General features: G+C 71.2%; 10 protein-coding genes and 1 pseudogene. 2 read left to right on the forward strand and 9 right to left on the reverse strand.

The genetic code is table 11. From position 1 onward, the window contains the following. The 6 genes and pseudogenes from LWJ43_RS32785 to LWJ43_RS32810 all read right to left on the reverse strand — a co-directional run. Window positions 1-900: pseudogene (locus tag LWJ43_RS32785) on the reverse strand (vWA domain-containing protein); the annotation flags it as partial. Further along, window positions 897-2,177: a KH domain-containing protein gene (locus tag LWJ43_RS32790; RefSeq protein WP_277336081.1), complete on the reverse strand. Its 1,281-nt coding sequence runs from the start codon at window positions 2,175-2,177 to the stop codon at window positions 897-899. The pseudogene LWJ43_RS32785 and the gene LWJ43_RS32790, both read right to left, overlap by 4 nt. Then, entirely contained in the window at window positions 2,174-3,967 is a 1,794-nt protein-coding gene (locus tag LWJ43_RS32795; RefSeq protein ID WP_277336082.1) for a glutamate--cysteine ligase family protein, read from the reverse strand. Before LWJ43_RS32795 ends, LWJ43_RS32790 begins: the two co-directional genes overlap by 4 nt. Window positions 3,968-3,970: 3 nt before the next feature. Then, window positions 3,971-5,173, reverse strand: a complete 1,203-nt coding sequence (locus LWJ43_RS32800; RefSeq protein ID WP_277336083.1) for a hypothetical protein — start codon at window positions 5,171-5,173, stop codon at window positions 3,971-3,973. A gap of 282 nt (window positions 5,174-5,455) precedes the next feature. Then, the gene (locus tag LWJ43_RS32805) at window positions 5,456-6,241 is read right to left on the reverse strand and encodes a pentapeptide repeat-containing protein (protein WP_277336090.1); all 786 of its coding nucleotides are present in this window, start codon (window positions 6,239-6,241) and stop codon (window positions 5,456-5,458) included. A 931-nt stretch (window positions 6,242-7,172) separates the two neighbouring features. Further along, entirely contained in the window at window positions 7,173-8,636 is a 1,464-nt protein-coding gene (locus LWJ43_RS32810; protein WP_277336084.1) for an endo-1,4-beta-xylanase, read from the reverse strand. A gap of 639 nt (window positions 8,637-9,275) precedes the next feature. On the opposite strand from LWJ43_RS32810, the gene LWJ43_RS32815 reads away from it, so the two are divergent. Next, window positions 9,276-9,446 carry a hypothetical protein gene (locus LWJ43_RS32815; RefSeq protein ID WP_277336085.1) on the forward strand — a complete coding sequence of 57 codons (171 nt, stop codon included), beginning with the start codon at window positions 9,276-9,278 and terminating at the stop codon, window positions 9,444-9,446. A 569-nt stretch (window positions 9,447-10,015) separates the two neighbouring features. Here the strand turns inward: LWJ43_RS32815 and LWJ43_RS32820 are convergent. From LWJ43_RS32820 to LWJ43_RS32830, 3 genes are read right to left on the reverse strand one after another with little or no spacing between them, the layout of a single operon-like run. Further along, window positions 10,016-10,792 (reverse strand): cyclase family protein, encoded by a 777-nt coding sequence (locus LWJ43_RS32820; RefSeq protein WP_277336086.1) that lies wholly within the window; start codon window positions 10,790-10,792, stop codon window positions 10,016-10,018. A 43-nt stretch (window positions 10,793-10,835) separates the two neighbouring features. Beyond that, on the reverse strand, window positions 10,836-11,597 hold the full coding sequence (locus LWJ43_RS32825; protein ID WP_277336087.1) for an SDR family oxidoreductase: 762 nt from the start codon (window positions 11,595-11,597) through the stop codon (window positions 10,836-10,838). Between the two features lies 1 nt (window position 11,598). Continuing rightward, window positions 11,599-11,850, reverse strand: a complete 252-nt coding sequence (locus LWJ43_RS32830; RefSeq protein WP_277336088.1) for an acyl carrier protein — start codon at window positions 11,848-11,850, stop codon at window positions 11,599-11,601. Window positions 11,851-12,079: 229 nt separating this feature from the next. Between LWJ43_RS32830 and LWJ43_RS32835 the strand changes: the two genes are divergently transcribed. Then, window positions 12,080-13,462, forward strand: a complete 1,383-nt coding sequence (locus tag LWJ43_RS32835) for an NDP-hexose 2,3-dehydratase family protein (protein WP_277336089.1) — start codon at window positions 12,080-12,082, stop codon at window positions 13,460-13,462. Window positions 13,463-13,607 lie beyond the last annotated feature (145 nt).

Here is a 13,607-nt window from a genome sequence, read left to right on the forward strand (position 1 = left end):
CGCCTTGTGCAGAGCCTTGCCGATGTCCGTGCCCGACTGGCGGTACTTCAGGAGGGAGACGGCCCCGCGAAGGCGCTGGACGGAATGGGCGTCCGAGACCTCCTCCATGCCCCATCGGCTGGGAAACATCGGTTCGTGGTCGTGGTCGAAGCGGACCAGGGCGAAACGGGTGCCCACACCGTCGTAACGCATCCGGGCGTCGATCATGGCGCCGAGCGCGTCCTTCAGGGCGTCCATGCGGGAGATGGTGGCATTCGTGCGCAGGCGGTTGAGCCAGCCGCCCCCGTCGCTGGGCGTCGCGGGGATGTCCTGGATACTCATGGAGCCGCTGCAGTCAGCCAGCACGACGATGTCGACACCGCTGCGCTCGCCCGGCGCGAAGAGCGTCAGCCGGGTCTCCGGGCCGACGCGGAAGAGGCCGTGCAGGGGCGACCCGCCGTGGTCCAGGGCCTGGCGTACCCGGAAGAGGCTGCCGGAGGCGTCGATCCAGACGTCGGGGGACGTCTCGAAGCCGTGGGCGAAGACGTGGCCGCAGAGGAGCGGGGCGCCGTGCAGCACCGTCGTGGCTTCGTCGAGGGACGGCCCCGGGGGCAGTTCGAGTTCCAGGGCGGCGGGGGTGATCGCGTCCGCGGACTCCAGCTCCCAGCCCTCCTCGGGCGTGACGCGGTGCTCGTGGACCAGGGCGGCGGAGACCACCACCACATCGGCGGGGACACCCGGTGTCGGCAACAGCCGCACCGCCACCGAACGCGTGCCACCGGTGTCGTGCACCTGGAGGACGCCCGCCGACTCCTCCGCCAGCTGGGACGGGGAGACGGCGAGCCGGTTGTCGCCGACCAGACCCGGGCCGGTCGCCGTGACGAGCCGGGTGCCGGTCGCCGAGAGCTTGAAGGCAGTCATCCGCGCTCCACTTGAATCTTCACACCCACACGCTGCTCCAGTTGCCTGACGGATGAGCCGCCCTTCCCCCGGAACAGTCCCTGGAGACGTTCCGGCAGTCGGACGAACAGGATCTGGCTGCGCGGCCGGAAGTCGGAGAACTCCACGGCGTCGGCGAGTTCGTGCCGGCCGCCTCGGCGCAGCTCCTGCACCAGGCGGTCGTAGTGACCGCGCCCTTCGATGTGCTGCTCCCGGAACCGCTGCACGTCCTCACGCCGCGATGTGCGGTGCCTGGCGAGCAGGTCCAGGGCGGTCGAGAGGTTCGTGTCCCTCGGGGTGCGGCCGCGCAGGCCCTCTTCGAGGGTGGTGAAGAGGCGGTCGATGGCCTCCATGTCGAGTACGGCCCCACGGGTGTTGATCAGGATGTGGCGCACGATGCTGATGCGCGGCAGCTGCACCCGGCGGCGGGTCGCCGACCTGCCCCGGCTGCCGCGGGCCACCGTGCCGGCCAGGATCAGGTCGATCAGACCCTCGGGCGAGGCCGAGGACAACTGCCGGTGGTGCGGAGTGCACAGTGCGAGGCCCCGGTTGTAGGAGCCGTACACCTGCCAGCGCCGTGCGTGCTCGGTGCAGATGCGGCGGCCGCACGGCCTCATCTCCGAGAGCGTGCGGTGCTCGCAGCGGATGTAGCCGCTGCCGGTGCAGTACTCGTGCTCGCACGCCGGGAAGCGCTCGGCGTAGCAGTCCTCGCAGTAGGCGACGGTGGCATCGCCGGGATGACGGCGCAGATGCGTCTCGCACCATGCCTTACGCGTACGGCACTTCGGGCCGCCGCACCAGAAGTCCGCCTTCTCGCCGCACCGGCACACGGGCTTGTGGCCAGGACAGGAGGCGCGCAGGCTGCCGTCCAGGAAGACGGCGTGCTCCTCGCAGACGCGGCCCATGCGTCGGCCCTCGTCGCAGCCCGGGCACTTGTACGGAGCGTAGGTGGTGGTGCGTGCCGTCAGGCAGGTGGTGCAGGCGTGCCGGATCTCGGGGGCCTCGAGGACCCCCCGGATCGCGAATCGCGTAGCGGCGCCGAGCGGCCGTGGCGCCGCGGCCGGGTCGAGGAACCACACCCCGACCTCGCCCTCGTCACCCAGATCGAACCTGACCCGCGGCCCGGCCAGCGGGTCCAGCGTCAGCACGGCCGGTTCCAGGCGCTCCCACAGCGACACGCACTCGTCCGTGGAGCGGGGGACGCGGCGGAACTCCCGCAGATCGAGGGTCACCGGTACGACCGGCGTGTCCTGGGTCATCGGTCGGCCTCCTCGGACGGAGCCACGAGCAGCACCTCGACCGTGCCGCGCTTCTCGTCCTCGCGGGCGGTGTAATGCGTGTCGGTCAGCAGGACGGTCCGTACCCCGTCGGGCGCCCGGCCCATCCGGCGCAGCGCCTCGCGCACCCGGGCGCGGTCCTGCGCGGGCAGGTCCCAGTGCATCAGCGCGACCCCGTGCTCGCCCGCCGCACGGAGGGCACGGGTCGCCGTGGCGTCCTCCCACGACGCCGGCGGCTTCTCGCACCGCACCCGTTGTCCGGCGCGCTGCCGCAGGACCCGCCGCAGCGTCCGCGCCTCGTCCCGGCCACGGGACCGCAGCGGGCGGGTGAGGTCGAGGGCGCCGCCCGTGCGGCAGTAGGAGCGGAGGGCTTCCACGATCTCGGGCGCGGGTATGTCCGGATCGGCGAGACGGTCCAGGAGCTTGTCGGCGCTGAGAGCCGCCGGGCGTCCGGGCTCCCGGCGTGACTCCGGCTTCCGGTCCCGCTCGGCCTCATGGGGCGGCTGCGACTGCGGCTGCGGCTGCGATGCGGGCCCCGTGACGCGGTCCGTGAGCCAGACCCGGGCAGCCGCCCAACTGCCGGGAGCAAGACTCCTGTTGGCCGCACCGAGGTGATCCGCCGTCAGCCAGTCCGGGGCGGTCAGGCCCTGAGCGAGGCGTTCGGGATCCAGGGAGGTCCGGTCATACCTGTGCCAGTGGGCCAGCAGGTCGTTCTCGTTGCGCACGAAGCCGGAGGCAGCCGCGGCCCCCGCCATCTCCACGCCGAGGAACAGGGGCGCCAGTTCATCTGTCGTCGCCTCCAACTGACGTAGAAAAGGCATGAGTTCGGTCAGCAGGGCGCGCACCGTGTGGCCGGCGGACCGGGTCCTGGGCGGCTCCTCCGTACGCCTTCCCTGTTCGACCAGGAGCTCGGCGGCCAGGCCGTGGGCGACGGCACGGGCACGGTTCTGCTCGACCAGGGACTGTGGCACCTGACGCACCCGCCGTCCCGTACGCTCCATGTCACGCGACCACATGGACAGGGCCTGCACGAGCAGTGCGTGGGCCAGCGTGCCGGCGACGGTCACCTGGGCGTCGAACAGCCGCACCGTGACGTCCCCGCCGGCATCCACCTCCGGCAGCCCGAGCGGGCTGATGTCCATGACCTCCAGCCGGCCGACCCGCTCCTCCTGGCGCAGTCTGGTACGCACCCGTTCCAGGTGCTCCGGCGCGCACGAGTCCAGGTAGCGGGTGCTGACCTGGTCGAACGAGCGTGAGAGACGAGCCGAGCCACCGGGTGCGACTCCGGCCGGGCCGTACAACTGGCGGCCGGTCAGGGCGATGAGGGACGCGGTGTGCTCCCGCAGGAGATTGGTGAACACCTCGCGCTGGACCGGGTTCAGCACCTCGGCGGAGTGCAGGTCGGCGCAGAGCCCGGCGGCGGGGTCGGGCTGCTGCTGCCGGCCTGCGGGGAGCAGCAGGCCGCCGCGCCGGCGGACGTCGGCGGCCACCCGGGCGACCGACACGGCCAGAGTCCCGGCGGCCCGGGCCCGGGCCGCCGGATCGTGCAGGGAGACCCGGCCGGAGTCGATCCACAGCGCACCGCGGGCGCGGCTGCCGCCCCGCACGACGTACGGTTGCCCGGCCGGGCCGGAGGGGAGGAGCGGAGGGTCGGCCAGCAGTGCGTCGACCAGGTCGGCGGCGCGCCGGCCGGGATCGGGGACGAACACGCTGTATCCCTTGGCGATCCGCTGCCTGAGCGGTGCCGAACGGTAGAGGGCGACCAGGGCCATCGTTCAGTCCTCCGCCCTGTCCCACACCGTGTCGGACACGAGCCCTCGCAGTGGGGGCAACGATGCGAACGCCGCGGCCGTGAGCAGCACCGCCACGGCGGTGGCGACCAGCAGCGTCCACGGACCCGGTGTGCCCCACAGCGCCCCGGCCGCGTACGCCACACCGAACGGCAGACCCACCGCCGACAGCAGCGCCAGCGCGACCGAGGCCCGACGCGAGCGGGCAGCCTCCACATGGCGGGCCGTCTCCGCGAGACCGGTTCCGGCGTGCGTCAGCAACTGTTCCAGGCGGTGCTGTTCCTGGAAGCGTTCGAGGAGTTCGTTGGCCTTGCCCCGCGAGGTGATGTGGGACGACCACAGCGCCCGGCGCAGTTCGATGAGGCGGCCTTCGAGCCGGAGCAGCCGGTGAGCGTCGGCCTCGCGCGCGGACAGCGCGGAGACCGTGTTGGCGAGGGAGTTGGCACCGAGGTGCTGGAGGCGGCCCAGCAGGAACACGTCGAGATAGATGGTGTGGACGTGGTGCGCGGCGGTGGCGTGGAACGTCCCTTCGCCGCCCGGGTCCGGGGAGAGGCCGACGAACGCCGTCCCGTCCCGCAGGACCAGCGCCTGCCAGTCGGCGGAGAAACGCACCCGCCCGGCGAACAGCGCGGTGTCCTCGGGATCGGGGGCGAAGCGCTCCAGTGGGCTGCGGGAGGCCAGCAGCCACAGCCATTGGTCGTGCGTCTCCCAGGCCGCGTACGCGGCGGGCATCACCGCAGGAGGCGGACCGTGCGGGAAGGTCACATGCGTCAGGGTCCAGGCGCGGCTCGCCCCGGCGGCCACGCGTACGCCCCTCGGCAGAAGCTTCGCCAGACGGCCGTGGTCGGTGGGCAGCGCCGCGAGGGCGGTCAGGTCGGTCCGGGGGTCGTCGCCCAGGTGCACGTGCAGGACGCAGAGGCCCGCGTCACGTTCCCTCAGACCTGCGGCGGCGGGCACGCGGAGTAACTCCATCGCCTCCACGGCGGGTTCGTCCGCGCCGCCCGGGTGACGCAGGTACCAGCGGGACGGGCGTGCAGGGGTGCCGAACAGGGACTCGCCGACGCGGGGTTCGAAGTACGTCAGACGCCGGTCGCGGTCCGCGGCCGACCCGTCGGAGAGTAACGCGGGCAGCGGACCCTCGGTCCACTCCGCGGGCAGGTGTTCCGGCGCCAACTCCACATCGAACACGACGCAGGACGAACCCCGCCGCGTCATCCGTCCCCCGGACATCCGCAGTCCCCCTCGACGACCATCGGTCTCAAAAGGTAACAGGATGAGGGTCGTCGCACGGTCGAGTGGGGAAACCGGCGGCAACGAGCGTGCAGCGGTCCGTCGGCACGGGGGGATCTGCCGCCGTGCGGCCGTCGGGGACACCTGGCCGTACCGTGGCTCGGGGCGGTGCGCCGGGGCCCCTCACGCCCGGCGGGCCGGCCCGGCCCGGGGCCGGGTACGCCGGGCGTACCTCCGGGTCTACCAGTGAGCGGGCCGGCTGAGCGAGGGAGGCAGCTCGGTGACCGCGTCGCCCTTGGCCGCGTTGAGCTGGGCCTGGGTGAGGAACAGCGCACCGGTGAGGTCGGCGCCGCGCAGGTCGGCGTCACGCAGGTCGGCGCCGATGAGGTCGGCATCGCGCAGGTCGGCCCCGCTGAGGTCGGCTGCGACGAGGAGGGCGCCGCGCAGGCTCGCCCCCCTGAGGTCGGCCCCGGACAGCTTCGCGCCCATCAGGTCGGCCCCGCGGTGGTTCCTCCTGCGGCCCGGGACCTGGGCCCGGACAAGCTCGCTGGCCTTCAGAAGCAGGGGGTTGACCTCGCCGCGCAGCGCGTTCACGTCGAGCCGGACGATCGATTCGGCGCTGTCGCGGGTCAGGCCGTCGAGGCGGGTCAGCGCCCGGCGCAGGTCCTTGTGGACGGGGCGGGCCGGTGCGAGGTCGAGGGCCTCGGTCACGTACCGGAGCAACTCGTGAAGCTGCCGCATGACGGGGAAGACCTCGAACATGGAGCGCGCCGACTTCGGCTCCTGGCGCCAGTCGGTGCCGCCGAAGGTGACCTGGGACACCTTCTGCCCGGCGCCGAAGCAGTCGAAGACGGTGCATCCGGGGAAGCCCTTGTCGCGGAGCTGTGTATGGATGCCGCAGCGGAAGTCCGACTGCAGGTTCGAGCACGGCTTCCCGGCGGGCTTGTCGACGGCGAAGTCGGCGGAGCGGGCGAAGGGCAGGGACACGCAGCACAGACCGAAGCAGTTGGCGCAGTCGGCCCGCAGCTCCTTGTGGTCCTGGGAGGGCCGGCCGCTGGGTGCTTCCCCGGGGTCGGGAGCTTCGGGGGCCGGCCGGTGCCTGTCGGCCCGAGGTCCTGAGCCGGCCCGCTGTGCCTCACGGCCCCGGCCGCCGGTGCCGCGCTCCCGGTCCTGGCCCACGGACGCGGACCGCGCGCGGCCCCCGCTCGTGGAGGATCGCTTACGCCCCCCGGGCGACGAGGGGGCTGCGTGCTGTGGTGACACCGTGCGGGCTCCTGCTGCGGTACGGGCACCGCTTGTCGCGGCGGCCTTCGGAGAACGGCGGCCATTCTCTCAGACGGTGAGCGAACGGTCGGAGCGGACCGCCTTCACCCAGACGGCAGTCACGGAGGATCTTGCAAGCCCTCATCCGGGCGAAGAGGTGCCCGAGCGCAGTCGGACAGCGCTGTCGATCCGGCTTTGGCTCCGGGCCTGGCAGACCCGCTGTCTCAGTCGCGAGCCTCGATCGTGCCGGCCTCGCCACGGACCTGAAGATCAATCACCCTGCGACCTTGATGCCCCCGCCGGACCGAACCTGGCCGGTTCCGGAGCCGATCACGCCCGCGCATGATCGGACGTCCAGTTCGGGTGACCCCTCCTCGGTGAAGTAGCGGTCCCTCTCGTTGTGGGGGACTCGCTCGCGGTCGTCACGGAACTCCGGCCCCCGATACGGCTGATGACCACGAGGCCGAAGCGTCGGCACCGCCCCACGGTGCACGCCGCTCCTTCAGGTCCGCTGTCGACGCGATCGCCCCGGTCCCCGTCGTACGGCGGTGCCGGTGCCGGTGCCGTTGCTGTGGCGGTACACCAGACAGACCGTTACGTCGGGATCGCGGACGGAATGGCGCCACTCGACGTGGTCGACGCAGTCGCACAAGCTGCGGTCAGTTCCGTGGTGACACTCAGGTGTTCGCCAGACCTATCCAGTACCTGAGCGGCGAGCGTCGTCAAGGACGTCACGCAGTGCCCAGTAGGCGGGTTTCACCTCGTACGTCGCGTCCCAGGGAAGAGCGTTTCCCGGACTCGGGGGATAGTGCCGCAGGTCAGCCGTGGAGCCGTACTTGTCGGTGAAGCCCCAGGTCGAGAACGAGGTGCAGTTGGGTTCTTCGCCGCAGACTGCGAGCTTCCCCGCCAACTGGCGGGCCTGGATGTCCTCTTCGTCCTCGCCGACGAGGACGTCCGCCTCCGACACCCGGGCCTTCAGGCCGAGCCCGGCCAGCGCCCGGACCTTGCGTCGGAAGACCTCGGGGTCGGTACGGTCGCCGACGGCGTATTCGTGGTCCTGGAAACCGACGCCGTCGATCGGAACGCCTCGCTCCTTCAACCGGATCAGCAGCGCGTAGAGGGCATCCCAGCGTGGGCCGTCCTCCTCCACCCCGTACTCGTTGAGGTACAGCACCGCGTGCGGGTCGGCCTCGCGGGCAGCATGGAAGGCGATGTCGATGTACTGCTCACCCATCGCTTCGAACCACAACTGTGGCCGCACGCCCCGGTTGCCGTTGGAGTAGTCCTCATCCTCGTCGGACATGGGCTCGTTCACCACGTCCCATTCCGCCACCTTCCCCCGGAAGTGGCCCGCTACCGCGCGTATGTGCTCCACCATGACGCGCCTGCGTTGCTCGTGCGTCATCTCGGCACGCATCCATGCGGGCAGGGCTTCGAACCAGACGAGGGTGTGGGCGTGCACCTTCATCCTGTTGGCTTCGGCGAAGTCCACCAAGGTATCGCCTTCCGCGAACGCGAACACGCCGCGTCGAGGCTGGACGAACTGCGGCTTGAAGTCGTTCTCCGGCGTAAGCATGGAGAACTCCTCACCCGCTGTCCGGCGGTAGGCGCTGTCAGTCAGCAAGGGTCCCGCGGCCAGGGCGGTTCCCATACGGATCGGGCGTGGGAGAACCGCCGCCAGATCACGCATCGCATCGCTGGACCGGGGCACTCGCAGGCCAGGCGCGTCCACGACGGACATCCGGCCCCGCCCCAGTGACCGCGCGTGGAGATCGCTGAGGGTCCAGCCCTTCCCGCGGGCTCCTGCATCCGCGCCGAACCAGATGCGGCCACTGCCGAAGACGTCCCGCGCGGGAACGGTTCCCACGACCCTGCCGTCGGCCTCCAGTACAAGCCTGTCTGCGCGGACTTCGACGGCGAGGCGGACTCCGAGCCCCAGGTCGCTCCCGAAGGTCCGGGTCATCGCAGGTCTGTCGGAGTCCCCGTCCCAGCGGTCGATCCGGAGCCTCCCGTCGACCACGCCGATGCGCACGCCGCGCCGTTCGTAGCGCCATTCGTCGTAGATGACCGGCGTCTCACCGTACAGATGCAGGTAGGCATCCGTGTCATCCGTGCGCCGCAGGCCGGCTTCGATCCGGACATCCCCTCGGAACACCATGTGGGGACCGCGCAGGTTCACCGGTGGGTTCGGCTGTCCGCCGGTACCGTCCTGGCGTGTGATGCGCCGGTCGAGCGCTGTGACCCGTACCCCTGTGTGCGTGGGTTTCCCGCCGGCGAAGTGAGCCCAGTCCCTGCCGTTGAGGAGGTCCTCCGCAGGTCCCCCCGCGGGCGCGGAGGTGTCGGCACGGTCCCCCGAGACACCAGCGACCAGGGCACACACAACCGCGATGACAGCGCTCTTTCGAAACCGCATGAACAGCAGCACTCCGTATCCTCGGCCCGTCTTCCGACGGCATCGCCGCCCTCTGCCACACCGTCGCCGAGCACCGTCCTCCTCAGCCGCGGCAAGAGCGGTGCGCGACCGCTCGCGCCGCCCCGCGGTGACTGATCGCCATTGTTTCAGGTGCGAGTGAGGGACCGTCGGGCGAGGGCCGTTCGGGAACGACGGCCGGAGAAGCGGTCGGTACGGTCGGCAATGGGATCGTTTCGTCCTCGTTCCGCAGCTCGCGGGGCTGGTGTGGTCCGGGGGTGACGGACTCCTGCCGGTCAGCAATCGTGATCACTGCGGGGGTGATCGTCGGTCACCTCTGGACCCGGTGTTCGCGATGACGAGAGGGGCCCGCAGGAGGGTGGCCGCGTGGCGGGCGTTCATGCGGACCTCGGTCAGGATGCGCCAGGACTCGAGGTGGGCGAACCCGTGCTCGACGGCGGCGCGTTCGCGGCTGATCAGCCGGTTCGCTTCCTTCTCGGCATCGGTGATGCCTTGAGCTTGTTGATCAGCCGCTCGGTGGCGTTTCCCTCCTCGTAGAGGTCGGCGTCGGACGGGCCGACGGAGACTGCGGCGGAGCCCTTTCCCTGATCCGGCCCAGACCTTTTTCGCCCTGGGGTCCCGATCGCCCCTGAGCGGTTCCCGACCAGACCCGGAGAAGCCCCTGACAGGGGCTCCACATGGTCGCCGGTGCACCTGACGTGACGACGGTGCCCGAGCCGGCCGCACGCCTGACCCAACCGCTCTCTTCACGAGGAGGATCCATGCCGTTAAGGGGCGGATCCGCACTGCGGCGCAGTGCCGCGCGAGGCACGGCCATGGCCGTGGCAGCCGCCATGGCCGTCATTACCGGCCTCGCCGCCGCTCCCGCGGTCCACGCGTCGCCGTCTGCCACCGGGGCCCTGCGGTGGGCACCGTGTGACGACCCGGAGGAGCCGGGAGCCGAGTGGTCGAACGGCGACGGACCGGGGGAGGGGTGGTGGCGGACCGTGCGCGCACGGGGGGCAACCGTGAACCGCACAGCTGGGATCCGGGACACAGGTCGCCTCACGGAGACCGGTGGACGCCGGCCCGTGCCTCCAGCCGTCGACCGGACCGCCCGGGAGCGCTCAGGGCAGCAGTGCCACGGCCCTGGCCCAGCCCGCGCCCGCTCCCGCGATCTTCACAGGGAAGCAGCTCACGTCGAACCCGGTGGGAGCCGGGAGCGACTCCAGGTGGGCGAGGCGCTCTATTTGGCAGTACTCCCGGTCGCGGCCCGCGAAGTGGGCGGGCCACAGAGCGCCGACTTCGCCGGTCCGCTGGTAGTGCTCGATCATGTGGCGGAAAGGTGCGTCCAGGCTGAACGCATCCGTGCCGATCACCCGCACGCCTTGGTCCAAGAGGTAGTGGGTGGCCGACCCGTCCAGGCCGGTGAAGTCCGTGAAGTAGGCAGGCGTTCCGGAGAGCCGGGACGCGCCGGTGCGGAGCAGCACGATCTCGCCCGCGCTCACCGTGTGGCCGATCCGTTTCAGCTCCCGGCGGACGAACGCGGCGTCCACGGTGCCGGGACCGGCACTGGAGAGGTCGAGGATCACTCCAGGGCCGTGGAACCACTCCAGCGGCAACTCGTCGATGTGGCGGGGCCGCCCGTCGCCGTAGGCCGCCACCGAGCCGTAGTGCGAGGGTGCATCGATGTGTGTGCCGGTGTGTGTGGTGAGGCTCAGTGTGTCGATCGACAGTAACTCCCCACCGGGCAGCACCGATGGGTCGAACTCTATGCCGAAGTGCGCGCGCATCTCCTCGCTCATGTGCTTGGCGCCGTCGGCGGCGCTCATCACCTGGTGCTCGACGGGTTCGGGCTCCCAGGCCGTCGCGTCGATCGGGGTGGAGAGGTCGATGATCCGCATGCTGTCCTCCGCTGTGTTCCGCAGGTCAGGGGTACGTGCTTCGTCAGGCGCGCAGGGTCAGACCGCCGTCGGCCGTGATCACCTGACCGTGTATCCACCGGGCGTCGTCGGAGCAGAGCAGCGCCACCACAGCGGCTATGTCGTCCGGGGTGGTCAGCCGTCCCGCCGGAGTCCTCGCGGCGAGGGCCCGCATCAGGTCGGAATCGCCGCTCCCCGGACCCTTGTCGAGCTTCGCGGTGGACACGCCGTTGACGGTGATGCCCAACGGGGCGAGCTCCACGGCCAGATAGCGGACCTGCGCCTCCAACGCGGCCTTGGCGATGCCGGCGCCGACGTAGCGGGGGACCACGCGCCGGGCGCCGGTGCTGGACACGACGACGACGCGTCCCGGGCCGCCCGCCATGGCCCGGGCGAGCGGCCGGACGCCGTACACCAGCGGCGCCAGCGCTGCCGTCAGGTCCGTGGCCATCCCCTCGGGCGCCGGATCCGCCGCGTCCATCGGATGGAACGAGACGGCGCTGTGCACGAAGAAGTCGAGGCGGTCGTGGTGCTGCCGGATCCCGCGCAGCAGTCGGGGCAGGGCGTCGGGCCGGGTGATGTCGCTCCGGAGCGCCGTGGCGGTCCCGGGCAGCTCCTCACCCTGGAGGGCGGTCACCGCTTCCTTCGCCCCGGCCTCGTCGTGCGCGTAGTTGAGGAACACGTGGCAGCCGCGGCGCATCAGCGTACGGGCGACAGCGAACCCCGTGCCCCGGGTACCGCCGGCCACGAGCGCGACCTTGCCGTCGGCGGGCCCACCCGGCCCCACGTCAGCTCGTCCCCGACATGTTCAGGTTGACGAGGCGCAGGAACTCGCCCGGCGTCCTCGCGACGCCGACGATCTCGTCGGCGATCGGCCCCCCGAACTCGCGCTCCACCCTGCTCACCGTCTCCAGCAGGGCGAGCGAGTCGTACCCGAGGTCGGTGAAGGGCACGTCGGTGATGTCACCGTCCAGATCGACGCCCTCGTCCTGGCCGGCCCCCTCACGCATGATCCTCTTCAGGTCTTCTGCGGTCATCATGACGGTTGCTCCTCCTGGAAAGTTCCGAGTCGATCCACACTTCGGGCCGTCCGGCTCGGCGCCGGTGCCCGGGCCGCGCTCTCCTCGGCCGAGAGTCGCCGCCGGGCATCCAGGCCCGCTCGAGTCGGCGTGGAGCGCCGCTCTCCAGCCCGGTTCGACCATGGTTCGACCCGGTGCGCACAGCCTGAGTGGCCCACCCCACGACCCCTACGACCGGACAGGCGAAGTCATGGCTCAGGCAGCGACACGGACAGCCCGGGACCGGACCGTGCACCGGCACGGTCCTCGGCTGGCCCATTCGGCACAGGTCGGCGACCGGGCCGGCGGGATACCCGGCTGGCTGGACGAACGCCGGCGAGCCGGCACGTTCGACGTCCGGTGCATCCCCTTCGACGAGATGGTGAAGTGGCGGATCGACCCGGACACCGGGAACCTGGTGCACGACAGCGGACGCTTCTTCTCCGTCGAGGGCCTGACGGTCCGTGGGGAATCCGGCACCACCTGGTCCCAGCCGATCATCAACCAGCCCGAGACCGGGGTGCTCGGCATCCTCGTCAAGGAGATAGACGGTGTCCTGCGGTTCCTGATGCAGGCCAAGATGGAACCCGGGAACATCGGCCTGTTCCAGCTCGGCCCCACCGTCCAGGCCACGCGCAGCAACTACACCGGAGTGCACCGGGGGCGCCCCACTCCTTACATCGAGTACTTCGTGGGGGAGCGGCGCGGCGAGGTGCTCACGGACGTGCTCCAGTCCGAACAGGGCGACAGCTTCCTGCGCAAGCGCAACCGCAACATGGTCGTGGAGATCACCGAGGACATCGAGGTCCGGGATGACTACCGCTGGCTCACCCTGGGCGAGATCCATCAGCTCCTCGCCGTGGACAACCTCGTCAACATGGACGCCCGCACGGTGCTGTCGTCGCTGCCGTTCCCCCCGAGGGACGAGGACGCGGCTCCGCACAGCGACACGGAGATCTTGAGCTGGCTCGCCGGGATCAAGACCCGCCACGAACGCGAGGTCGTCACCTTGCCGCTCGCCCGGATCGAGGACTGGCGGCGCACACCGGCGGAGATCGCCCGCAGCGACGGCCGCCACCTGCGGGTGCTCGCCGTCTCCGTGCGGGCGGGAAACCGCGAAGTGACCAGCTGGACACAGCCGTTGCTGGCCGCCCAGCGCCAGGGCATCGCCGCGTTCGTCGTCCGACGCACCGCGGGCGAGCCGCAGGTTCTCGTCCAGGGACTCACGCAGCCCGGCACCTTCGACGTCGCCGAGATGGCGCCGACCGTGCAGTGCGTGACGGACGGCTGGCACGATCTGCCTGAGAAGCCGCCCTACCTGGACTACGTGCTCGCCGTACCCGACGACCGCGTGCACTACTCGGCGCTGCTGTCCGAGGAGGGCGGCAGGTTCTACCGCCGCGACAACCGCTATCTGGTCGTCGAGGCCGACGAGACCCTCGGCGACGACCCGCCCGACGCCTACCGGTGGCTGGGGTTGTCCCAGCTCAAGCGGTTCACCGGTTACAGCAATCACGTGGACGTGGAGGCGCGTACCTTGATCGCCTGCCTCCAGTCCCTCTGGGGGAAGGAGCCCCTGTGGGCCCGAGGCTGAGGGTCGGCGTGCTCGGCTGCGCCTCCATCGCCCGCCGCAAGATGCTGCCCGCCCTGGCGTCGAACCCGTCGGTCCGGCTGGTGGCGGTGGCCAGCCGCACCGGCGAGAAGGCGGCCCGGTTCGCTGCTCCCTACGGGTGCGAGGC

The sequence above is a fragment of the Streptomyces sp. JH34 genome, assembly GCF_029428875.1.
Taxonomy (GTDB): domain Bacteria; phylum Actinomycetota; class Actinomycetes; order Streptomycetales; family Streptomycetaceae; genus Streptomyces.

Coding starts and splice junctions, on each gene's coding strand:
- LWJ43_RS32790 (WP_277336081.1), bottom strand. CDS start 2,177: ATGACCCAGGACACGCCGGTCGTACCGGTGACCCTCGATCTGCGGGAG.
- LWJ43_RS32795 (WP_277336082.1), bottom strand. CDS start 3,967: ATGGCCCTGGTCGCCCTCTACCGTTCGGCACCGCTCAGGCAGCGGATC.
- LWJ43_RS32810 (WP_277336084.1), bottom strand. CDS start 8,636: ATGGTGTTCCGAGGGGATGTCCGGATCGAAGCCGGCCTGCGGCGCACG.
- LWJ43_RS32820 (WP_277336086.1), bottom strand. CDS start 10,792: ATGCGGATCATCGACCTCTCCACCCCGATCGACGCGACGGCCTGGGAG.
- LWJ43_RS32830 (WP_277336088.1), bottom strand. CDS start 11,850: ATGATGACCGCAGAAGACCTGAAGAGGATCATGCGTGAGGGGGCCGGC.
- LWJ43_RS32835 (WP_277336089.1), top strand. CDS start 12,080: ATGGCTCAGGCAGCGACACGGACAGCCCGGGACCGGACCGTGCACCGG.